This is a genomic window from Deinococcus carri, from assembly GCF_039545055.1.
GTDB lineage: Bacteria > Deinococcota > Deinococci > Deinococcales > Deinococcaceae > Deinococcus > Deinococcus carri.
The window spans coordinates 75,001-96,145 of the sequence record NZ_BAABRP010000009.1; the positions used below are offsets into that span (position 1 = coordinate 75,001).

General features: G+C 68.6%; 23 protein-coding genes (1 of these 23 cut by a window edge). 6 read left to right on the forward strand and 17 right to left on the reverse strand.

Features of this window, described 5'->3' with window-relative positions; translation table 11 throughout:
• From ABEA67_RS12290 to ABEA67_RS12315, 6 genes are all read right to left on the reverse strand, one after another.
• On the reverse strand, positions 1-483 hold the 5' portion of the coding sequence (locus tag ABEA67_RS12290; protein ID WP_345465517.1) for a MerR family transcriptional regulator. 3 nt of this gene lie to the left of the window's left edge; only the first 483 of its 486 coding nucleotides appear in the window; its start codon is at positions 481-483; the stop codon falls past the left edge of the window.
• 131 nt (positions 484-614) lie between these two features.
• Positions 615-1,829 carry an MFS transporter gene (locus ABEA67_RS12295; RefSeq protein ID WP_345465519.1) on the reverse strand — a complete coding sequence of 405 codons (1,215 nt, stop codon included), beginning with the start codon at positions 1,827-1,829 and terminating at the stop codon, positions 615-617.
• A 241-nt stretch (positions 1,830-2,070) separates the two neighbouring features.
• The gene (locus tag ABEA67_RS12300) at positions 2,071-2,430 is read right to left on the reverse strand and encodes an MmcQ/YjbR family DNA-binding protein (protein WP_345465521.1); all 360 of its coding nucleotides are present in this window, start codon (positions 2,428-2,430) and stop codon (positions 2,071-2,073) included.
• A 41-nt stretch (positions 2,431-2,471) separates the two neighbouring features.
• Positions 2,472-2,717, reverse strand: coding sequence for a hypothetical protein (locus ABEA67_RS12305; RefSeq protein ID WP_345465523.1), 246 nt, complete (start codon positions 2,715-2,717; stop codon positions 2,472-2,474).
• 201 nt (positions 2,718-2,918) lie between these two features.
• A complete protein-coding gene (locus ABEA67_RS12310) occupies positions 2,919-3,335 on the reverse strand; it encodes a hypothetical protein (protein WP_345465525.1) in 417 nt (138 codons plus the stop codon).
• A 154-nt stretch (positions 3,336-3,489) separates the two neighbouring features.
• The gene (locus tag ABEA67_RS12315) at positions 3,490-4,350 is read right to left on the reverse strand and encodes a sulfurtransferase (protein WP_345465527.1); all 861 of its coding nucleotides are present in this window, start codon (positions 4,348-4,350) and stop codon (positions 3,490-3,492) included.
• 118 nt (positions 4,351-4,468) lie between these two features.
• On the opposite strand from ABEA67_RS12315, the gene ABEA67_RS12320 reads away from it, so the two are divergent.
• Complete coding sequence (locus ABEA67_RS12320; protein WP_345465529.1) at positions 4,469-4,918, forward strand: SufE family protein; 450 nt, start codon at positions 4,469-4,471, stop codon at positions 4,916-4,918.
• A 32-nt stretch (positions 4,919-4,950) separates the two neighbouring features.
• On the opposite strand, the gene rdgB is transcribed toward ABEA67_RS12320, so the two are convergent.
• The 8 genes from rdgB to ABEA67_RS12360 form a co-directional block, all read right to left on the reverse strand.
• Entirely contained in the window at positions 4,951-5,550 is a 600-nt protein-coding gene (gene rdgB / locus ABEA67_RS12325; protein ID WP_345465637.1) for an RdgB/HAM1 family non-canonical purine NTP pyrophosphatase, read from the reverse strand.
• 79 nt (positions 5,551-5,629) lie between these two features.
• Complete coding sequence (locus ABEA67_RS12330; protein WP_345465531.1) at positions 5,630-6,358, reverse strand: hypothetical protein; 729 nt, start codon at positions 6,356-6,358, stop codon at positions 5,630-5,632.
• 55 nt (positions 6,359-6,413) lie between these two features.
• Positions 6,414-7,346, reverse strand: coding sequence for a magnesium transporter CorA family protein (locus tag ABEA67_RS12335; RefSeq protein ID WP_345465533.1), 933 nt, complete (start codon positions 7,344-7,346; stop codon positions 6,414-6,416).
• A 275-nt stretch (positions 7,347-7,621) separates the two neighbouring features.
• Positions 7,622-7,858: a ferredoxin gene (locus tag ABEA67_RS12340; protein WP_345465535.1), complete on the reverse strand. Its 237-nt coding sequence runs from the start codon at positions 7,856-7,858 to the stop codon at positions 7,622-7,624.
• 54 nt (positions 7,859-7,912) lie between these two features.
• On the reverse strand, positions 7,913-8,716 hold the full coding sequence (locus ABEA67_RS12345) for a nucleotidyltransferase family protein (RefSeq protein ID WP_345465537.1): 804 nt from the start codon (positions 8,714-8,716) through the stop codon (positions 7,913-7,915).
• Positions 8,713-10,191 carry a sensor histidine kinase gene (locus ABEA67_RS12350; protein WP_345465539.1) on the reverse strand — a complete coding sequence of 493 codons (1,479 nt, stop codon included), beginning with the start codon at positions 10,189-10,191 and terminating at the stop codon, positions 8,713-8,715. Before ABEA67_RS12350 ends, ABEA67_RS12345 begins: the two co-directional genes overlap by 4 nt.
• A 151-nt stretch (positions 10,192-10,342) precedes the next feature.
• A complete protein-coding gene (locus ABEA67_RS12355; protein ID WP_345465541.1) occupies positions 10,343-11,005 on the reverse strand; it encodes a response regulator transcription factor in 663 nt (220 codons plus the stop codon).
• A 159-nt stretch (positions 11,006-11,164) separates the two neighbouring features.
• Positions 11,165-11,491 carry a YkvA family protein gene (locus ABEA67_RS12360; protein ID WP_425557193.1) on the reverse strand — a complete coding sequence of 109 codons (327 nt, stop codon included), beginning with the start codon at positions 11,489-11,491 and terminating at the stop codon, positions 11,165-11,167.
• Positions 11,492-12,269: 778 nt separating this feature from the next.
• Here ABEA67_RS12360 and rplU point away from each other — a divergent pair.
• The 3 genes from rplU (at position 12,270) to obgE (ending at position 14,389) form a co-directional block, all read left to right on the forward strand.
• On the forward strand, positions 12,270-12,572 hold the full coding sequence (rplU, locus tag ABEA67_RS12365; RefSeq protein WP_345465545.1) for a 50S ribosomal protein L21: 303 nt from the start codon (positions 12,270-12,272) through the stop codon (positions 12,570-12,572).
• A gap of 21 nt (positions 12,573-12,593) precedes the next feature.
• Entirely contained in the window at positions 12,594-12,869 is a 276-nt protein-coding gene (gene rpmA, locus ABEA67_RS12370; RefSeq protein ID WP_345465547.1) for a 50S ribosomal protein L27, read from the forward strand.
• A gap of 218 nt (positions 12,870-13,087) precedes the next feature.
• Positions 13,088-14,389 carry a GTPase ObgE gene (obgE, locus tag ABEA67_RS12375; RefSeq protein ID WP_345465549.1) on the forward strand — a complete coding sequence of 434 codons (1,302 nt, stop codon included), beginning with the start codon at positions 13,088-13,090 and terminating at the stop codon, positions 14,387-14,389.
• Between the two features lie 129 nt (positions 14,390-14,518).
• On the opposite strand, the gene ABEA67_RS12380 is transcribed toward obgE, so the two are convergent.
• Positions 14,519-15,307 (reverse strand): peptidylprolyl isomerase, encoded by a 789-nt coding sequence (locus ABEA67_RS12380; protein WP_345465552.1) that lies wholly within the window; start codon positions 15,305-15,307, stop codon positions 14,519-14,521.
• 71 nt (positions 15,308-15,378) lie between these two features.
• On the opposite strand from ABEA67_RS12380, the gene cmk reads away from it, so the two are divergent.
• Complete coding sequence (gene cmk / locus ABEA67_RS12385; protein WP_345465555.1) at positions 15,379-16,008, forward strand: (d)CMP kinase; 630 nt, start codon at positions 15,379-15,381, stop codon at positions 16,006-16,008.
• A 9-nt stretch (positions 16,009-16,017) separates the two neighbouring features.
• Positions 16,018-16,632, forward strand: a complete 615-nt coding sequence (locus tag ABEA67_RS12390; RefSeq protein WP_345465557.1) for a lysophospholipid acyltransferase family protein — start codon at positions 16,018-16,020, stop codon at positions 16,630-16,632.
• Positions 16,633-17,022: 390 nt separating this feature from the next.
• Here ABEA67_RS12390 and ABEA67_RS12395 read toward each other — a convergent pair whose 3' ends face one another.
• Both ABEA67_RS12395 and ABEA67_RS12400 read right to left on the reverse strand, forming a co-directional pair.
• Positions 17,023-19,701, reverse strand: a complete 2,679-nt coding sequence (locus ABEA67_RS12395) for a S8 family serine peptidase (RefSeq protein WP_345465559.1) — start codon at positions 19,699-19,701, stop codon at positions 17,023-17,025.
• Between the two features lie 23 nt (positions 19,702-19,724).
• Positions 19,725-21,068 carry an Ig-like domain-containing protein gene (locus tag ABEA67_RS12400; RefSeq protein WP_345465561.1) on the reverse strand — a complete coding sequence of 448 codons (1,344 nt, stop codon included), beginning with the start codon at positions 21,066-21,068 and terminating at the stop codon, positions 19,725-19,727.
• Positions 21,069-21,145: the final 77 nt, after the last annotated feature.

Genomic DNA, 21,145 nt, shown 5'->3' on the forward strand with positions numbered 1-21,145 from the left:
TTCACCCCGGCCCGCCTCCGTCTCGCGCAGCAGTTCGCCCACCTGTGCCCCGCTCAGCCGCCGCCGCACGTACGCGAGGTCGCGTTCCAGGTCGCGGCGCAGGGCGCGGGCGTCGCGCAGTTCGCGTTCGGCCGCCGTGATGCGCTGGGTCAACACGGCCAGTTGGCCGCTCAGGTCGGTTTCCAGGGCTTGCAGGGCCTCCGGCGTCAGCACCTGGCGGCCTTCCGGGTCGCGTTCCTGGGGCTGGGAGAAGGTGGCGCGGATGGTGTCCAGGCTGAGGCCCAGCGCCCGCATCCGCCGCACGCGCTCCAATCGGGCCACGTCCGCCTCCGAATACAGGCGGTAGCGGCTGCCGCTGCGCCCCGGCGTGACGAGGCCCAGTTCCTCGTAGTACTTCAGGGTCCGCAGCGTGAGGCCCAGCCGCGCGGCGACCTCGCCCACACGGTAGCGGGGGATGTCGTCGGGGGTGGCCGGGCCAGTCATGGGGAACAGTCTAGGGCAGCGCGAAGTGAAGTTGCCGCGTGTCTTGGCAGCAACTCCACTTCGCGCTGCCCTCATTACGGTTTCTCACTCCGTTCGGCCCAGAAACTACCCTTCTGGGCACCGCCCTCAAGTCAGTGAACGTGCGGGTCGCTGGACCGCGCCGCGTCGATGGGGCGGGCGGCCAGGGCCATCAGCAGCACGGCGAGCGCCACCGCCACGGCCCCGAAGGCGTAGGGCACGGGCGCGCCCAGACGCTCGGCCACGACTCCGCTGGTCACGGGTGCGGCGGCCGCCCCCAGCCAGCGCAGGAAGTTGTAGGCGCTGGTGGCCGTGGCGCGGGGCATGTGGCTGACCTCTACGCTGAGGGTGGTCAGCAGGGCGTTCATCAGGCCGAAGAGGGTGCCGCTGAGGACGACCAGCGCAATCTTCACGCCGCTCGCCAGGGGCGCGAACCCCAGCAGCACGAACAGCAGCGTGAGGCCCGCCAGCGCCCCGATGACGATTCGGCTGGCGCGCACCCGGTGCAGCAGCCGCTCCGCCAGCAGGGTGCTGCCCAGCCCCAGCAGGAGGCCCCAGCCGAAAAAGGTCAGGCCCAGCCCCAGGGTGCTGAGGTGCAGAAAGAGCGGCGTGTAGCCCAGCAGCAGGAAGAACCCGAAGTAGTACAGCAGCCCCGTGATACCGACAGCCAGAAAGGCGGGGTGGCGGTACGCGCGGAACACGTCCCCGACCGGGCGCACCGGTTCCCGCTTCTCCGGTACCCGCACGAAGACCGCGACGGCGGCCAGGGCCAGCAGCATCAGTGCGGCGGCCCCCAGAAAGGGAAAGCGCCAGCCGTGGCTGCCCAGCACGCCGCCCAGCAGCGGCCCCATGCTCATGCCCAGGCCGATGGCGGCCTCGTAGCGCATGATGGCCTTTTCCGCGTGCCCGATCAGCGCCAGCAGCAGCACCAGCGCGGTGGGTGTGAACAGCGCGCTGCCCAGGCCCCAGCCCCCCCGGAACACCGCCAGCGCGGGAATGCTGCCACTCAGGCCGCAGGCGAGGGCGAAGACGGCAATCAGCGCGAGGCCGAGCAGCGCCACCCGGCGGCGGCCCAGGCGCGTGCCGATGTTCCCGGCGAACAGCGTCATCACGGCCATCACGCCCAGGTAGGTGGTAAAGAGCAGCTCGACCTGCGTCGGCGTTGCACCCAGTTGGTGCCCAATCTCCGGGAGGATGGGGTCCACCACACCGATACCCATAAAGACGATCAGGCACGCCGCCGTAATGGCCCAGGCCGCGACGCCCTGCCGCGCCGACGACCCCACGTCCGCGCTGGCAGCAGGATGGAGAGAGGAAGGAGTAGACATAAACCTAAACGTACACGTACAGGTTGTGAAAAACCGTGATCGTCCTTCCCTCCTGTCACTGTTCTCAGGACAGGCTCAGGGGATGGGTGTTTGGCGTCCGTCTGTGCAACTCCCTCGGCGGGAAGGTTTCCAGCTCATACGGCACGCCAGAACCGTTTGCTGCCCACCAGAGCGGCTCCCAGAGTTCAAGGCCAGAACACCCCGGAAGCGGGGGAAGGAGGCAAACAGCCGGCCCCCTCCCCTACACCAGCCCCAGCTCGGCCCGCTGTGCCCGCGTCAGGCTGCTCAGGACGAGGGCATGACTTCCGGTCAGCAGGTCATGGAGCAGAGCCTCGGGCACCGTGCCATCCAGCGTGACGGTCACCCAGTGGCGCTTGTTGAGGTGATACCCCGGCACGATGGCGGGATATCCGGCGCGCAGGTCATCACCCCGTTCGGGCCGCACCTTCAGGCTGAGGGTCACCGGGTCGCCCGTGATGTCGGTCAGGGCGTACATCTTCCCGCCGACTTTAAAGACCAGGGTGGTGGCGTCGAAGGGAAACGTCTCGCACGACCCTGGCAGGGCAGCGCAGGCGGCACGCACGTCAGCGATGGAACGCATGAACACAGTATCTGGCAGCAGCAGGCGGGGGACGCTTCCGCTCACATCCCCCGCAGGCCCATCAGGTCCAGTTCCCACCGCAGTTGTTCGGAGAGGTCGGCGGGCAGGTCGGCCTCCAGCGCCAGCCAGGGCAACTCCTCCAGCGTCTCACAGGTCCAGTCGTGGGTACCGCGGCCCGTCCGCAGGCGCAGGCGGACGCGCCCGCTTGCCAGGATATCTACCCGCAGGCGGCACTCGTCCGCACCGTAAATGTTGAAAATGGCCCGCCTGACTTCGCCCTGGTCCATGGCCTCATCCCAACTTGCTCTGATTCCAGAACACCCGGACAAAACACCGGATGTTCTCGGTGGCTAGAGGCTCAGGGGCGGCCCTTCGCCTTTCTTGCCGCGAGCAACGTAGGCGGACTCGCTCATGGTCCATCGCCGCAAGCCGGTCTTTTCTTCTTCTCGCTCCGCTCCGGTTCGTCTACGCCTCACCTGAAGTTGGTATCAGTTCTTCTCGCCGAAGCTCCAGATTTCCAGGTCGTCCACGGCCTCGCCCACCTTGCGAAGCTGCGCGAGGTCCTCGGCGCGGGCCTGGGTCCTGGGCTGCGTGGAGGCGTCGTGGCCCACGGCGGCGGCCATCACGTCGGTGGGCACGGAGGCGATCAGGGTGGCGAGTTGTTTGGGGGTGGCGTCCAGCAGGGCGTCGGACAGAATCTCATCGGGTACGGCGGGCGTGATGCTGGCCCGTGCAGCGGCCAGGGCCGCCGGGTCGATGTCGGGCCTGAGCGCCGTCTCCTCGTCCAGCCCGGCGGTGCCGGGGGGCTGGGTACTCCCCGAGGACGCTTGCCCCGCCGACCGTTTCCGCATGCGCAGGAACAGAACCACGCCCACCAGAAGAGCGATGAGAATCAGGAACTTCATGTCTCTACCTTAGCGGCACGCGGCCCCCCTCCGCTTCCCCTGACCGGAGGGGGGGACGTGAAGAACCCCCCAGCAGGCAGCAAAAAAAGGGCAGGGAGCGCCGGGCCTCTGCCCTCATACTCCCTGCCCTTTGTGCCCTCGTACGGATTCCGGCTCAGGCCTCGCTGTAGGTCTTTTCAATCGGCATCCCGACCGCGTTGCCCCACTCGGTCCAGGAGCCGTCGTAGTTGCGGACCTGCGGGTAGCCCAGCAGCTCGCGCAGCACGAACCAGCTGTGGCTGGAGCGTTCCGCGATGCGGCAGTAGGCGATCACGTCCTTGTCGGGGGTCACGCCCTCGCCCGCGTAGAGGTCGCGCAGTTCGTCCGCGCTCTTGAAGGTGCCGTCCTCGTTGGTGGCGCGTGCCCAGGGGATGTTGCGTGCGCCGGGAATGTGGCCGCCGCGCAGCACGCCTTCCTGGGGATAGTTGGGCATGTGCGTGACCTTGCCGGAGAACTCGTCGGGGCTGCGGACATCCACCATCGCGCCCTGGCCGCCGCGCACGGCCTCGATATGCGCCTTCACCTCGTCACGGTAGGCGCGCAGGCTCTCGTCGCGGTGCAGGGCGGCGTACTGGGTCGGCTCATAGCTGGGCGCATCGGTGGTGAGTTCGCGGCCCTCCGCGACCCACTTCTGGCGGCCGCCGTTCATCAGCTTGAGGCCCTGCACGCCGTTGTAGCTGAGGAACCAGTAGGCGTAGGCGGCCCACCAGTTGCTCTTATCGCCGTACAGCACGATGGTGTCGCCCTCGCGGAGGCCCAGGCGGCCCAGCAGTTCGGCAAGCTGCCCGGGCTGGATGAACTCGCGCATGACCGGGTCCCAGAAATCCTGCTGCCAGTCCACCTTCACCGCGCCGGGGATGTGGCCGGTGTCGTAGAGCAGGATGTCCTCGTCCACCTCGATCAGGCGGACGCCGGGGGTGCTGAGGTTCTGGGCCACCCAGTCTGTGCTGACCAGCACGTCTTTCGCGTATTCCATGTGTGCCTCCTTCAGGCGTTCGGAGCTGATTGTACCTGCGCGGGCCATTCATTGACCAAAAAGGTCAACTGGACAGGCCTCACCATAACCCGCCCGGCGGCGGGGGTACAGTGACCGCATGACGGACGCCGCGCCCCTGCCCGAGAAGCTCCAGAACATCGTGACCCTGTTTCGCAGCGCGCCCAAGCCGCTGCGCCTCCAGGCCCTGCTGGAGTACAGCAAGAAGCTGCCGCCCCTGCCCGAGAAGTACGTGGAGCACCCGGAGTTCCTCCAGCCGGTGCCCGAATGCGCCAGCCCGTTCTTTCTGGTCACGGAGCAGAACGGCGAGGGCGGCGTGAACATGCACTTCAAGGTGCCGGAGGAAGCGCCCACCGTGCGCGGCTACGCGGGCATCCTGCGCGAGGCGCTCAATGGCGAGTCGCCCGAGACGATCCTGAACGTGCCCGACCAGTTCTACATGGACATGGGCCTCAGCGAACTGATCACGCCGATGCGCCTGCGCGGCATGGGAGCCATCCTGATGCGGCTGAAGAACGACGTGCGGGAACACGCTCAGGGCCAGGGCTAGGCGGCTGGCGGACGGCCGCCCTGGTCCTGGTTTCACTCCACGGGGGTCAGGTCGCGGGCGGGCGGCCCGTCGCGGTGCGCCTCCATCAGCGCGGTCAGTGCCCGGCCCCGGTGGCTGAGAGCGCGCTTCTCGGCCACGGTCATCTCGGCCAGGGTGCGGGTCTCGCCGTCGGGGACGAAGAGGGGGTCGTAGCCGAAGCCATTCTCGCCGCGGGGGCCTTCCAGCAGGGTGCCGGTCATCTCGCCGCGGTAGGTTTCCAGGTGGCCGTCGGGATAGGCGAGCATCACCACCGAGACGAACTTCGCGCGGCGGTCGGCCGCCCCACGCAGCCTTTCGAGCAGGTAGAGATTGCGTTCGAGGTCGCTGTCACGGCCCCCGAAGCGGGCGCTGTACACGCCGGGCTGCCCGCCCAGGGCCGCGACCTCCAGCCCCGAGTCGTCGGCCAGGGCGGGCAGGCCGCGGGCCATCGCTGCCGCGCAGGCCTTGAGGGCCGCGTTCTCCTCGTAGGTGGTGCCGGTTTCCTCGGGCAGAGGCAGGCCGCCCAGGCCCTCCAGTTGCCAGCTCAGGCCCGGAAGCGCCTCGGCGATTTCGCGCACCTTTCCGGCGTTCCCGGTCGCCACGACCACCCGCATCCCGCTCCCGTTTTCGCCTGTTTCCGCGTTCCTCGTCACCCGCCGAGTGTAGGCGAGGCGCGGCCCGCCCGCGTGAGCATCACGCCGTTTGGGGGGTGCCCCGCCGTCCCGGCGGGGGCACAGTGCCGAGGGGCAGGTCGGCCCGCACCCGCCACCTCTCTTCGCCCGCCCGCTTCTCGAAGAGGGCCACCGAGCGAAAGGTCTGGGCGTGGTGCGGCGCGGTCAGGGCCTCCAGCCGGGCGCGCAGGCCCGCCGGGTCCGGGCCGCCGTAGGGCTGCACCAGCGTGAAGTGGGGCTGCCAGGAATCCAGCCCGCGCGGCGTGTGGAGGAGCCGCAACCTGGCCTGCTGAAAAGGCTCGGCGTACTTCCCCGCCGCCACCTGCCCGGCAAAGGGCGAGGCGGTCACGAACCGCGCGAGCCGCGCCAGCAGCAGCGTATGCAGCACCAGCAGCGCGCCGCTGGCGTCCAGGCGATGCACCCAGGTGGCCCCGTCGTCCCAGGCCTCCACCCGCCCGCCTGTCAGGGTGAGGACCGCGCCGGGCGTCAGGCAGGCAAGGCAGGCCCGCACCTCCGCCTCGATCTGCGGCCACCAGGCGGGGTCGGTGTAAAACCCCTCCACGACGGTCAGGTGCAGCCCATACGGCCCGGCCTCCGTCTGCCATTCCGGGCGCAGGAAGTCCGGCAACGCCACTTCGCGCCCCGCGCGCACGTCGAAGCCGAGCAGCCCGCTGCCCAATTCGTAGTACGGGTCGCCCGCCGGGGGACAGAGGTAGACGCCGAAGCGGGTGCCGTGGCGGGGGTCAGTCATAGGCGCACCTGGAGGTCAGAACGGGAAGCTGACGGCTCAAAGCGGACCGCTCCCCTCAAAACACCCGCCAGCGGTAGAACAGGAACGCCAGGGTGGCGGACAGCAGACTGGCGATGCTCAGCACAATCCACATGCCCTCGGGGTTCTGCTGGAGGGGCAGCGGCACGTTCATGCCGAAGATGCTGGTGATCAGGGTGGGAATCGCCACCAGGATGGTCGTGACCGTGAGCACCTTCACGACCTGGTTGACGTTGTTGCTGATAACGGAAGCGAAGGCCCCCGCCATGCTGGTCAGGATGTTGCTGGCGATGGACGCCATCTCGATGGCCTGGAGGTTCTCGATCAGCACGTCGTCGAGCAGATCCGAGTCCTCCTCGTACATCTCGAAGATGCGGTCGCGTTTGACGCGCTCCATCATGGCCTCGTTGGCCTTGAGGCCGGTGATGAAGTACACCAGGCTCTTTTCGAGCTTGAGGAGGTCCATCAGCTCCCGGTTGCGGGTGGCCGTCTCCATGCGGTCCTCGATGCGGTCCACCTGCTTGTTGATCTGGCGCACGTCGATCAGGAAACGCTGGGCGTTGCGCAAAAAGAGTTGCAGCGTGAGGCGATTTTTCTTGACGGTGGACACGCGCCGCACCAGGCCGCTCACTACGTCGTTCACGACCGGGTTCTCGGTGGCACACACCGTCACGAGGCAGTGGTCGGTGTGCAGGATGCCCAGCGGCACCGTGTCGTAGGGAATGTCGCTGTCCTCGCCCAGCCGGTAGCTGGTCTGCATGATGATCAGCAGCTGGCCGTCCTCGCGCTCGAAGCGGGAGCGTTCGTCGGGGTCGAGGGGATAACTCAGGTAGTCGAGGTCGAGGCCCGTCTCGCGGCTCACGCGGGCGAGTTCCTCGGCGGTGGGGGCGGTCGCGTTGATCCAGCAGCCGTCGATGTAGCTGCCGATCACCTGCAACTTGCCGCCGATGCTGCGGTAATAGGTCAGCATGGCCGCGCCGCCCTGGGTTCAGTGTCCTGCATGGTGCGTCCTCCGGGAGTGGGATGGCGTGGGGGCCAAACTGGGCGGGTCCTGCTCGGCCTGGGGTTCGGGATTCACGTCATCACCTCCTCTCGGGAAGCGCCGCACCTGCTCGGCAGGCTGGGGGCACCAGCCGCCATGCTAGCGGGGGCCGGTGGGGCAGAGCAAGGGGAACACGTCCTCGCACCCGGCCAAAAAAATGCCCCGGCACGGGGCCGGGGGCAGAGAAGGGCGTCGAGCGGGCGTCAGAGGCCGAAAAAGGCGCGGTTCTTGACGATGAACTCGGTTTCGCCGGCGGGCACGTCCTCTTCGGGGAAGATGGCGCTGACCGGGCAAGCGGGCACGCAGGCCCCGCAGTCGATGCACTCGTCGGGGTGAATCACGAACTGGTCGCCGCCGTCGTAGATGCACTCCACGGGGCAGACCTCGGTGCAGGCCTGGTCCTTGACACCGATGCAGGGGCTGACGATGACGTGAGGCATGGGGCACAGTATGCACACCCCCCTGGGGCGTGACAAGGCCACAGGCCTCAGAACTTAGACAGGGATTTTTGAGCCAGACACGCCGGGGGGCAGGTGGGCTTCGGCCAGCCGCAGATCGGCGTCCTTGTCCACGTCGGTGCCGATGGCGGCGTGCGGGGTGATCAGGGCGCGGGCCGGAACGCCCAGGATGGCGCTGACCCGCGCTTCGAGTTCGGCCACCGTCAGGCGGCGCGTGACCAGCCTCAGCAGGATGCCCGGCCCGATCAGGCCCGCCAGTTTCAGCGGGGCCTTGCGGGCGGCCAGCACCTCGCGCAGCCGGGGCAGGAACTGGCCGATCAGGCGCGGGTCCAGCAGAAAGACGTTCCCCCCCGTGAAAGTGCCTTCCCGCAGGCGGGCATAGGTGCGCTTGACGCCGGGAAAGGCGCGCTCGCAGTCCTCCCGGCGGACCACGGGGTAGACCAGGGCGGCCTCCGGGGGGGCGGCGTCCAGCACCTCGGCCAGGTGCCCCGGCGTGACGAGCGGAATGTCGGCCGTGACGACCAGCACGCGCTCGCCGCCTGGCAGGCCGGAAGCGGCGAGTGCCTCCACTCCGGCTTCCAGGTTGCTCAGGAGGGTGCCGTGGTCGGTGACGCGCTCGTCGATCAGGGGGTCCATCGCGGGGAGGGTGGGGCCGACGTAGGCGACGCGTGAGACGCGCCCGCTGGCGCGCAGGGCACGCAGGACATGCAGGGCCATCGGCTCGCCGCCCACCGGAATCAGCGCCTTGACGGGCACGCCGTGCGCCGCCGCGAAGGGGTCGCCGGGGTCGCCGCCGCCCAGCACGACGGCGCTCCATTGCCCGGCTCTAGGCTGTGTCATGCGGGAGAGGGTAGCACTCCTGCCGGAAGCAGGGGACGGGCCGGCAGGTGCAGCGTGGCCGTGAAGCCCTGACCGGGGGCACTGTCCAGCGTGAGCGTGCCGCCGTGCAGTTCCGCCGCCCGGCGCACCAGCGCGAGGCCCAGGCCATGCCCGCCGGTGCTGCGGCTGGCGTCGGGGCGGTAAAAGGCCTCGCCCAGCCGCGCCAGCACCGCCGCCTCCACGCCGGGGCCGTCGTCGCGGACCTCGACGATGCCGCCGCCTGCCCCGTCGTCCCGGACGCTGACCGTGACGGTCGCGCCGGGGGCGTGCAGCGCCGCGTTCGCCGTCAGGTTCCAGACGGCCTGGCCCAGCAGCACCCGGTCCCCCGCCACCCGGACGGGCTGCGGGGCGAGCAGGTCCACGTCGGCCTCCGGGTTCAGCTCGCGGGCACGGTCCACCGCCCCCGCGGCGAGGTCGCGCAGGGGAACCTCCTCGCGGGTCAGGGCCGCCGGGTCACGCGCGAGCAGCAGCAGGTGGTTCGCCAGGTCGGACAGCCGGGTGATGTCCGTTCCGATTTCACGCAGTTCGGCGCGGTAACGGTCGGCGCTGCGGTCGCGGGCCAGCGTGGCGTCCACCCGCGCGGTCAGGGCGGCCAGCGGGCTGCGCAGGTCGTGCGCGGCGGCCCGCAGGAAGTCCTGCTCGCGGTCGCGGGCGTCGGCCAGGCGGGCAAACGTCTCCTGGAGGGTCAGGGCCAGCCGCGCGAGTTCGTCGCCCTCGCCCGCGCCGGGGACGGGCCGCCGCAGATTCCCCCCCGCCCCGATGTCCCGCGCTGCGCCTTCCAGCGTCCGCACAGGCGCGAGCAGCCGCCCCGCCACCGTCCAGCCCAGGGCCAGCGCGAGGGCCAGCGCCAGCGGCACCAGCACCCACAGCGCCCGCCCGAAGGCCGCCTGTGCCTCGCCCAGTGCCCGCGCGTCGGTCACGACGGTCAGCTCGGCGCGGCCACGAGCCAGCACGCTCACCGCCACCAGGCGGTCGCCCAGGCGGTACGTGCCGGGCCGCAGGCCCGTGGGAATGCCCTCCGGGAAGCGGGGGGTGGTCAGCATCCTGACCCGGCCGCCCCCCGCCGTGAGCAGCCGCACGTCGAGCTGGCGGGTCTGGGGGTCGGCGTCCACAATCGCCGCCAGGTCCGCCGGGGCCAGGGTGCCCTGCACGCCCAGCAGGGCTGCCAGCAGGTCGTCGCCCCGGCCCAGTTCCGCCGCCACCCGCGCCTGCACCACCCCCACCGCCGAGGTCAGCCGGTCCCGCTGCGCCGCGAACAGAAAGCTGTTCACCACGAAAAACAGCCCCGCCGCCACCAGCGCCACCGCGAGCGCCGTCGCCAGCGCGGCCCAGAGGGCGAGGCGGGCGCGCAGGGAAAGGGGGGCGCGGTGCGCAGGAAGCGGGGCGCGGGGAATGTTCTCCTGCGGACCGCGGACCGCGGAGTGCCTCCCCCTCATACGAATTCCGGTTGAACAGTGATGCAATCACTGCGAAACCCGACTGGAAGGACTCGTAGAGCTGCGCAGCAGAGCAGGAAAAGGACGGATTCCAGAATGGAGTGAGCCTTCGGCGCTTTCCCGAAGGAGAACGGAATGGCCGGAATCCGTATCACCGTTCCACCCGGTACCCCCGCCCCCGCTCGCTGCTCACCGCCTCCGGCGCGAGCTTGCGCCGCAGGTAGCGCACGTACACGTCCACGATGCGGGCCTCACCGCCGAAGTCCGGCCCCCACACGCGGTCGAGGAGTTCCTCGCGGGCAAACCAGCGGTCGGGCGAGAGCGCCAGGGCTTCGAGCAGGGCGTACTCGCGACCCGTGACGGCGACCTCTGCCCCGTCCCAGGTGACGGTGCGGGCCACGGTGTCGAGCAGGCCGCGCCCCCCCGCGAAGCTGACGCGCGGTGCCCCCTGCCCCCGCTCGCGCCGCGACAGGGCACGCAGGGTCGCCAGCAGTTCCGGCATGGCAAAAGGCTTGACGAGGTAGGCGTCGCCGCCCAGATCCAGGCCCTGCACCCGGTCACCCAGCTCCCCGCGCGCGGTCAGGAACAGGATGGCGGCGTCCACGTCCGCCTCCCGCAGTGCCCGCGCGACCGCGAAGCCGTCTAGGCCGGGCAGCATCACGTCCAGCACGATCAGGGGGTAGTCGCCCAGCAGGGCTTCTTCCAGCCCCTCCGGCCCGGTCTGCCGCCACGTGACCGCGTAGCCCGCCTCGCGCAGCGCCCCCACCGTGGGCTGGGCGATGCGCGGGTCGTCCTCCACGAACAGCAGCCGCATGGGGTTAGTGTAGAGGTCGCGGCGAAGCGGAGGTTAGGGCGGCGCTCCGTTGCGTTGCCGCAAGTCTCAGGCGTCTACTCCACTGCGCGCCGCCCTTTTTGCGTTTCTCGCTTCGCTCGGAAAGGTTGCCAAAAGACGGCAACCTTTCTGCGCCCCCCCTTAAGCGGCCACGGCCCGCAACAGACCCCAGCCCAGCAAACCCACGGCCACCAGCACGAGCAACCCCAGCCCCGCACTCCGTGCCCGCGCATCGGCCAGCACCGGAGCCGGGAGTCCCCGCGCGGCGAGGGCGAGGATGGTGGGCACCACCAGCAGGTCGTCGCCCCACCCGGCCAGCGGAATCACGTCCGGCAGCAGGTCCACGGGACTCAGCGCGTAGGCCAGCGCCAGCAGCGCCGCTGCCCGCGCCCCCGCAGGCGTCCGCCGGTCCCCCACCGCAAAGAGCAGGGCCAGCGCATCCCGCCAGAACAGCCGCAACCGTGCCATCACGCCGGGGAATACGGTGGGAAGGGGGCGGAAGTTCCGGTAGCCTGGGCCAATCCCTGAAGAACCGAGGCAACCCTCAGGCCAAAACGCAAAAAGTCGCCCCACAGAAAGCAAAAGCTCTTGCCTCCCCTGTTTTTAAACTTTGGAGCCGACGCCCCAGTTCCACCCTTCAAGTGGGCGAGCCTGGAAGAGGAGCTTTCGGGCCGCCAGGCCCGCAGCCGCCAGGTGAATCGCAACAAGTTCCAGGCAGGAACCGTCAACGCTCAAAGCATGTTCGCCGCCGGGCGGGACACCCTTTGCCCAGCGCAGCGCCGCTCCCCCCAGCCCCCCTACCCCCAGAGGGGGCAGGGGGGCTGGGGGGGTGGGGGCTACTCGCAGCAAGATGCCCTGCCCCTCCCAACGTAAGCAGCTAAAACACACCCACCCACCAGCTTCCCCCCGCCTCTGCTACACTCTTTTCCGGCTGCGGGCATCTGCCCGGCCCCGGAGGTCATCAGGAAAGCGGCTCGTCCGTAAGGAGGAGCAGGCGTGTACCGCGAGGACACGCGAGAAACCGCGAACGCCACATCACCGACCAAACGCCCCGCCCGCGCGGGGAGGTGATGCTTCTGGCTCGTTCCGGTTTCTCCCACGGGGAGGACAGCCCGGTTCGGGCGTGTTCGCGTTTGGCCTGAGGGCCTTCCCTGTGCTAGGATTTTTCACTGGTGACTCGCCCGTGGGGTGAGCTTGGCCTCTGCCGGGGCAGCGTTCTTTCGGCAGTGTGGCAGGAGGATTTGGGATGTTTGCGATCATTCAGAGCGGTGGGAAGCAGTACCGCGTGCAGGAAGGCGACGTGGTGCGCGTCGAGAACCTCCAGGGCGAGGCGGGCGACAGCCTGTCCCTGACCCCCATCTTCGTGGGCGGCGAGCAGGCGGTGTTTGGCGAGGGTGCGGGCCGCTTCACGGTGAACGCCGAGATCGTGGAGCACGGTCTGGGCAAGAAGATCTACGTGCGCAAGTACAAGAGCGGCATCCAGTACCGCCGCCGCACGGGTCACCGTCAGGGCTACACGGCCATCCGCATCACGGGCATTCAGGGCTAATCCGGACGGAGGTGAATTGAAATGGCACACAAGAAAGGCGTAGGTTCGTCCAAGAACGGACGTGACAGCAATCCCAAGTACCTGGGCGTCAAGAAGTTCGGCGGCGAAGCGGTCGTCGCGGGCAACATCCTGGTCCGCCAGCGCGGCACCAAGTTCAAGGCTGGGCAGGGCGTCGGCATGGGCCGCGACCACACCCTCTTCGCGCTGGTGGACGGCAAGGTCGTCTTTACCAACCGCGGCGAGCGGGGCCGCTTCATCAGCATCGAAGCCCCTCAGACCGAAGTCGCCGCCGACTGAACGCGGCGGGACAGCAGAGAGGCCGGGCCTGCGGGTGCCGGCCTCTCTGCTGTTTCCCGCGCGGCTGGCGGTCAGGCTGCCCGGCGTGACCCGCCAAGGCGTGCGGTAAACTGAGGCCAGTTGCGGCCTGACCGCCGCGCCCGTCACCCAGGCGGGCAGAAGCGCGGTCAGGCTGCTGTTCACGGGGCCGCGCGAGCAGGCCCCACAAAGGAGCAGGCATGGCGTTTCGAGACGTACTGGACATTGAAGTGGCCGCGGGCAACGGCGGCGACGGCAGCATGAGTTTTCACCGGGCCAAGTATCTGGAAAAGGGCGGCCCGGACGGCGGACACGGTGGGCGCGGCGGCAGCATCATCCTGCGGGCGATCGAGGGCGTGGAGAGCCTGGAGCGGCTGGTGGGCCGGCGCAAGTTCAAGGCGCAGAACGGGGCCTACGGCGAGGGCCGCCTGCGCCAGGGGTCCGACGGTGAGGACCTCTACATCGACGTGCCGGTCGGCACCACCGCCTTCGACCGCGACTCGGAGCGGGTGATTGCCGACCTGGTGCGCGTGGGGCAGGAAAAGGTGATCGCGCGCGGCGGCTTCGGCGGGCGCGGCAACTCCACCTTCGTGAGCAGCACCCGGCAGGCCCCCCGCTTTGCGGAACTGGGCACGCCCGGCGAGAAACGGCGCGTGCGGCTGGAACTGCGCCTGATCGCGGACGTGGGGCTGGTGGGCTACCCCAACGCGGGCAAGAGCAGCCTGCTGGCAGCCCTCTCGCGCGCCAACCCCGCCATTGCCGATTACCCCTTCACCACCCTCTCCCCCATCCTCGGGGTCGTAGAGAGCGCGGACGGCGAGCAGCGCTTCACGATGGCCGACATTCCCGGCATCATCGAGGGGGCCAGCGAGGGCAAGGGCCTGGGGCTGGAGTTCCTGCGGCATATCAGCCGCACCCGGCTGCTGGTGTACGTGCTGGACGTGACCCGCGACCCGGTAGAGGAGCTGCGCGCCTTGCAGGCCGAACTGCGCGCCTACGACCCCACGCTGCTGGAAAACGTCGCAGCCATCGCGCTGAACAAGGTGGAACTGGTGGACGCCGATATCACGGCGATGGTGGAGGACGAACTGGCCGAATTCGGGCTGCCGGTTCTGCCCGTCAGCGCCAGGACCAGCCAGGGCCTGCCCGAACTGCGCGAGGCCCTGTTCGCCCTGTTGCCCGACCGCGAACTCTGGGCGCAGACGCACGCGCTGGACATCGAGCCGGAGGAGGTGCGGGAAGAACCCCTCACCATCACCTTCCGCGAGGGCGAACCTGAGCGCGGCAGCACGGCACCCGAGCGCATCTGGGAGGTGGAGGGCGGCGGCTTCGAGTTCCGCATCAACCGCTTCGCCCGCCACATCGAGGACGCCGCCGAGTACCTCTCGGGTCTCTTCAAGCGCCAGGGCCTCTACAAGGCGCTCAAAAAGGCCGGGGCACGCGAGGGCGACACCGTGGAAATCGGGGCCTTCCGCTTCGAATATTTCGACGACGAGGAGTGACAGGCGCGCCTGGGGGCGTAGGTCTAACCGTCTCCTATCAAACGGTCTAAAGGTCGAACGGTCCGGGAAGCGGGTTGCCTCTCCCTGGACCGTTCGACGGTTTGACCTTTAGACCCTCAGACGGAAGCCTCAGCTCCCCTTCGTCAGAATCCGCACCGACAGAATCTTGTCGGCCACCGCGCCGGGGATGGGCGTTTCCTGGCCGGTGCTGGTGTCACTGGTGCGGGTGAGTTTCGCCAGCACGTCGTCGCCCTGCACCACCTTGCCGAAGATGGTGTGCTTGCCGTTCAGGGAGTCGGTGGGCGCGAAGGTGATGAAAAACTGCGAGCCGTTGGTGCCGGTGCCCTGCGGGCCAGGGCCGCTGTTCGCCATCGCCAGGACGCCGGGGCCGTCGAAGGTCAGCCGCGTGCGAATCTCGTCGGGGAACTGGTAGCCGGGGCCACCGGTGCCCCACCCGGCCTTCTTGCTCTCGTCGGCGCTGAGCGGGTCGCCCGTCTGCGCCATGAAGCCCTCGATGACGCGGTGAAAGCGGATGCCGTCATAGAAGTGGTTGCGGGCCAGCGTCACGAAGTTGTTGACGGTGACGGGCGTTTCCTGTTCGTACAGGTCGGCCAGAATCTGGCCCCGGTCGGTGTCGATCAGGGCGTAGTAATCCTTGCCGTCTTGCAGGCTCATGGCGGGTTCGGCCTTGAAGTCGCGCACGGGCTTGTCGGACAGCGGCGGCACCAGCGTATAGCCCGCGGGAAGGGGACCGGGGGTGGTGACGGCCGCCGCCTTGGTCGTGTCCGTCTTGGTGGTGTCGGTGGTGGCCGTGTCGGTCTTCGTGGTATCGGTCTGGGTGGTGTCGGTCGCCGTCTCCTTCTTCTGGCAGGCGGACAGGGCAAGGAGCGCGGTGAGCAGCAGGGCGGCCTGTTTCATGACGCGCAGTCTAGCGGGCCTGCGTGAGGACCGCTGCGTCCTCATGGGGCCACATCTTCTACACTGGGCGGGTGATCGTGACGATAGACGGCGTGGCCGCCAGCGGAAAGTCGAGCGTCGCGTCGGGCGTCGCGCGGGCGCTGGGCGTGCCCTACGTGAGCAGCGGGCTGCTGTACCGCGCCGCGACCCTGCTGGCCCTCGAAGCGGGCGTGCCGCTGGACGAGGCCCCCGCCCTGCTGACGCACCTGCACGCCCACCCCCTGCGGCTCGAAGCCCTCTCGGCGGGCAACCGCGTGTGGTGCGGCAAGCGCGAGCTGACGGACGACCTGCATTCCTCGCGGGTGGACGGCGGAGTGAGCCGGGTGGCGGCGCTGCCCGAGGTGCGCGCCTGGGTCGATGCCCAGCTTCGCGCCCTGCCCGCCCCCTTTGTCGCGGAGGGCCGCGACATGGGCACCCACGTGTTCCCGCAGGCGGACGCCAAGTTCTACCTGACCGCCAGCCCCCGCGTGCGAGCCGAGCGCCGCGCCCGCGAACGCCCCGAGGATGTGCCCGCCATCGAGGCGGCCCTGATCGAGCGTGACCACCGCGACCGCGCCCAGAGTGCCCCGGCCCCCGACGCCCGCCTCATCGACACCGGGACACTGCCGCTGGACGGCGTGATCGGCGCGGTCCTGGCGGCGCTGCCCGCCCGCCGGGCGTAGGGGGAGCGGGTGCCTGCCTCCGCCCTCTCCGCCGAGGCCATGCCGGTTCCGCACCCCCTGGCCTATCCCCTGGTTCACGCCCTGGTGTCCCTGCCCGTCGCCTACGGGGGTGGCCTGAGCGTGGAGGGCCTGGAACATGTACCACATGGCACGCCCGCCGTGATTGCGGGAAATCATCAGCTCGCCCTGGACCCCTTCGTGATCGGGTACGCCGTGCCGTCCCGTCTGGCCCGCGTGCAGTTCATGGCGAAACAGGAAGCCTTTACCTGGCCGCTGGTCGGCCCCATCCTGCGGTCGGTCGGTGCCTTTCCGGTGGACCGCACGGCGCACGACACGCGGGCGGTGCGGCAGGCCATTCGCGTGTTGCAGGCGGGCGGCATAGTCGGCATCTTTCCCCAGGGCACCCGCGGCGGCGCGGAGCTGCACGGCGGCCTCGCCCTGATCGCCCTGCGGGGCCGCGCGCCCATCGTGCCGGTGCGGGTCTGGCACGAGCGCCCCACGGGGCTGCGCCGGGGCCTGCCGGGGGGCCACTGGTACGTCCGCTTTGGCCCCCCCCTCGCCCCCGAGGGCAGCATTCGCGGCCTCACGCTACGCTGGGAAAACGCGGTGGCAGTGCTGGGGTAGGGCGGGGACGTAACCGGTTGCCGGACCTTTGCGAGCCGAACGGAGTGATACGGGATTAAGTTGATTCGCTGATATCAAGATAGCTTGCCTGCCCCCTCTCCCCCTGCGGGAGAGGGCTGGGGAGAGGGGGCGACCGGGCAGCTTGCACGCTTCCCGGATGCCAAGGGCTCATTTTAATCCCGTATGAGAAACCGTGAGGAGGGTGGCGCGCAGTAGAGTTGCCGCCCGAGACATGCGGCGACGTAACGGAGCGTCCCAACCCAAGCACAGAGATGCGGTGCAGGACTCAAGCAGAGGCCCCCAAGGCCGCAACGCAGCGCGCAAGAAGCAAAGAAGCAGGGCAGGGAGTGGTTCCCTGCCCTGCTTCTTTGCATGACCCGAACTGGAAGGTCAGCGCACCACTGTGAACTTCTGGCTGGTGTAGACCTCGGTGTGGGCCGGGTTGCTCTCGTCGCCCAGCGCCTTCAGCACGCGCAGGCGAAGCTGGTACTGGCCCGCGGGAGCATCGCTGCCGTTGCTGAGCTTGCCGTTCCAGCGGAAGGTGTCGAAGGCGTCACTGTTGGCATCAACGTAGATGTTCGTCTCGTTGCGGCCCCAGTAGTTGTAGGTGGCAATGGTGTCCTTGAGGTTCCCATTCGCGTCCAGCAGCTCGAAGGAGACGCGGCGCGACTGGTGCGAGAACTGCGCCAGCACGTAGGGCGAGTCCAGGTAGTTGCCCACCTTCTGGAAGGTGTAGTCGGGCAGGGTGGTGGGCTTGTCGCTTTCCATGTACAGCTCGTCGGCGACATCGTCACCCAGGGCCGGGAAGTCGTAGACCTTGCCACCGATCTGCACGTCGCCCAGCACCTTGATGCTCTGGTAGTCGCCCTTGAAGCCGCTGTAGGGCACGTTCAGGCTGTTGCCCGAGGCACTCTCCAGATACACGTAGCCACCGTACTGCGACCGGTCGGGGGCACCGGCGGGCGGCGTCACCACGATGTTCAGCTCGGCCTCACCGTAGGGCGGCACCACCACTTCGACCGTGCCATTGTCGGCGTCCTTCCCGTTGATGGTCATGGTGGCGTACTTCTGGCTCGGGCTGGGGGCCAGCGTCGTGCCGCCGATGGTCAGGGCGGGGTAGTTGTAGGCCGTGAAGACCTCGCGGCGGGCGCTGTTGTTCTTCAGCACCAGCACCTTGCTGCGGGTGGCAAAGGTGTCACTCTCACCCAAGCTGAGCTTGCTGGGCGTCACGCTGACGGTGTTGTTGTAGGCGTTGACCACGTTGACCATGCCCGCGCCCTGAAGCTGCACGTAGGTGGGCAGGCCCTTGATCAGGGTGGCCCCGTTCAGGAACCAGCGCATGGAAGCCGTGTTCATCAGGCGGGTCCGCATGTCCTTGGCCTGAATGTTGGGGTAGGCCTGGAGCATCAGCGCGGCCACACCCGCCACGTGCGGCGCAGCCATGCTGGTGCCGCTCAGCACCGCGTAGCCCGTCGCTTCCTTGCTCAGGGGGTACGTGCTCTTGATCAGGCCGCCGGGGGCCGCCAGGTCAGGCTTGAGTTCCAGGTCGGGCGAGGCCCCGAACGAGGAGAAGCTGCTGATCGCGTTGCCGGTGGGGTTGGGGAAGCTGCTGGTTCCGGCGTTGAAGGTCATGCTCACGCCGCCCGCGATCAGGCTGTCGATCTTGGCCCCGTCGGAAGCCAGGATGGACACGACCGGAATCTCGACCACGTCGTTGTCGCTGGCGAGAGACGGCGCGACGGTGGGGCTGATGAACCCGGCGGTGTTGTTGTAGAGGATGACGGCCTTAGCCCCGGCCTTCTGGGCATTCAGCGCCTTGATGCGGAAGGAGCAGGTGCCGCGCCGGACCAGGACAGCCTTGCCCGCCAGGCTGTTGGGCGCGTAGGGGTCGCAGCCATCGTTGGTGGCCGTGGGGCTGCTCTTGGGTCCCTTGGTGATCGGCAGGGACAGGCCGGTGGGTGCATCGGGGGCACCGGTGGCGGGCATGTAGCCGATCTTGCTGCCGTCGGGGTTGATGGTGAAGTTCGCCAACTCCATCTTGATGTTGTCCACCGACGCGACCGCCATCACGTTCTCGCCCAGGCTGGGCGCACCCGTCGCGTACTGGCCGCTGGTCCCGCTGTTGCCTGCCGAGACGCTCACGACCATACCCTTCTTGACCAGACGGCTGGCGGCCTTGGCGGTGGGGTACTCGGGCCACTGGAAGGACGCGCCGATGCTCATGTTCAGCACCTGCATGCCGTCTTTGTAGGCCATCTCCATCGCCTGGAGCATGATGTCGGACTGGGTGCTGCCCTCACAGCCGAACACCTTGTAGGCACCAAAGGAGACTTCGGGAGCGACACCCTTGAAGCCGGTGGTGGGATCGTTTCCGCCCACGATGCCCGCCACGTGCGTGCCGTGGCCGCCGCAGTCGTCGGGGTTCTCGTCGGGCATGGGGTTGTAGTCGGCCACGCCCTGGGCGTCCTTGGAGCCGAACTTGTCGCCCACGAAGTCGTAGCCCTTGATCACGCGGCCCTTGAAGGCCGGGTGGTCGAGGTCGATACCGGTGTCCATGATGGCGACCTTGACGCCCTTGCCGGTCAGGCCGAGTTCGTTCTGCGCGATGTCGGCACCGGTCATGGTCACGGCCGTGACCATGTCGGGCTGGAGGACGTCGTTCAGGTCACGCTGAACCTTGGGCATGTCGATGCGCTCGACCGGGTAGACGGCCAGCACGCCCGGCACGCGGGTGATCTCGTTGACCTCCGCATCGCTGGCGCTGATGCTGAAGCCGTTGAAAAGTGTGCTGTAGCTGGCGAGTTCCTGGTACTTGATGCCCTGCTGCGCGGCCAGGCTGCGGAAGGCCGCCTGCTGCGCCCCGATGCTCTGGGCACCCAGCGCCGTGGGGTCGCCTTCCAGCTCGACGAACCACTTGCCGGGAACGAGGTCTGCGCCGCGCATCTGGCCGAGGCTGATCGGCTGGCTGGCACCGGGGTTGCTGGCCGTGCTGGGCGTGGTGCTCTGACCGCAGGAGGCCAGGACCAGGGCAACGGTCAGCAGCGGAAGGCTCTTGAGGGGGTTCTTCACGGGAGGACTCCTTTACCGGTGTCTTACCGGCGCATCAGGTCGAGCTGGTAGGTGTTGGTAGCCTTGTCGTCGCTGGCCTGCTCGTCATCGTGGATGTTGAAGCTGGTCACGACCACGTAGTAGGTCCCGTCCTTGGGCACGTTGAAGCGAATCTCAGACTCCAGACCCGCGCCGCTGTCGTCGTCCTTTTCCAGCACGGTCTTGCCATCGGGCATCAGGATCATGACATAGGGGTCGAGAGTGCTGGCGGAGTTCACGCTGACGCTCTTGACGGTCAGCTTGAGCATGTCGCCCGACGCTGCGTTGAATTTGAAGTAGTCGAAGTCGCGCGCCTGTCCGGCAATGGTGCCCTTCTGGGACACGCCGATGGTGAGGGGAGCAGCCATAACCAGGCTGTCGTTCGGCTCATTAGCGTCGGTGATAGCCACAGTCACGGTCGTGCTGGCCTCACCTACATTGCCCTGGTCGTCGTAGGCCCGAACAGTGATGTTGTGAACGCCGTTGTCCGCGTACCCGTAGATCACCCTGACCATATAGGGAGCTTCGTTATCGGTCCCCACCAAGCGGCCGTTGTCGTAGAACTCCACACGCGATACGCTGCGGCCGTTCGTGATCGCCGCGCTGAAGGTCACCTGGCCGCCCAGGGTCAGCGTGGAGGGCAGCGCCGTGAGGCTGACCGCAGGCCCGTTGCCAGCAGCATTCACGGCGACGGTGGTGCTGGCCTCGGTCATGTTCCCGGCTGCGTCGCTCGCCACGACCCGGTAGGTCACGCTGCCCTGGGTGCCCGCCGCAACGGTATCGGTCAGCTCATAGGGGGCGCTGGTGTCCTCACCGAGCTTGGTGTCGCCGCGGTAGAAGGTGACTTTGGTAACCCCGACGTTGTCGCTGGCCGTCGCGACCAGCTTGACGCTGCCGCCAGCGGTAACTGTGGTGGGCGTAGCCGCCAGCGAAATCTTGGGGGCCTCGGTGTCGCCCGAAGGCGCGGCCGGGATGTTTACCGTCAGGGTGCCGGTTGCCGTTCCCCGGTTCCCCGCCGCGTCCACCGCCACAGCCTTGATGGTGTGGGTGCCGTTGTCCGCCGCGGCGTAGCCCTGGCTGACCGTGAAGGGGGCTTCCTTGTCGGTGGCAATCAGTTTGTCGCCGTCGTAGAACTCCACGGCAGTCACGCCGACATTGTCCGTGGCGGTGGCCGTGAAGGTGGCCTGACCGGCGGCCGTCAGTTGCGTGGGGGCCACCGTCAACGCCACCTGGGGAGCCTGGGTGTCCTTGGTCCCACCCGTGTCACCTGAAGGCGTGCCCCCCGTTCCACAGGCAGAGAGCAGCAGGCCGGTCAGCAGGGCGAGAGACAAACTGCGGTGTGCTTTCATGTGAACTCCTTGGATACCGAATGAGGAAGAGCAGTCTGGGAAACGACCCAGAACAACATGACCCGAGGTGACAGGCC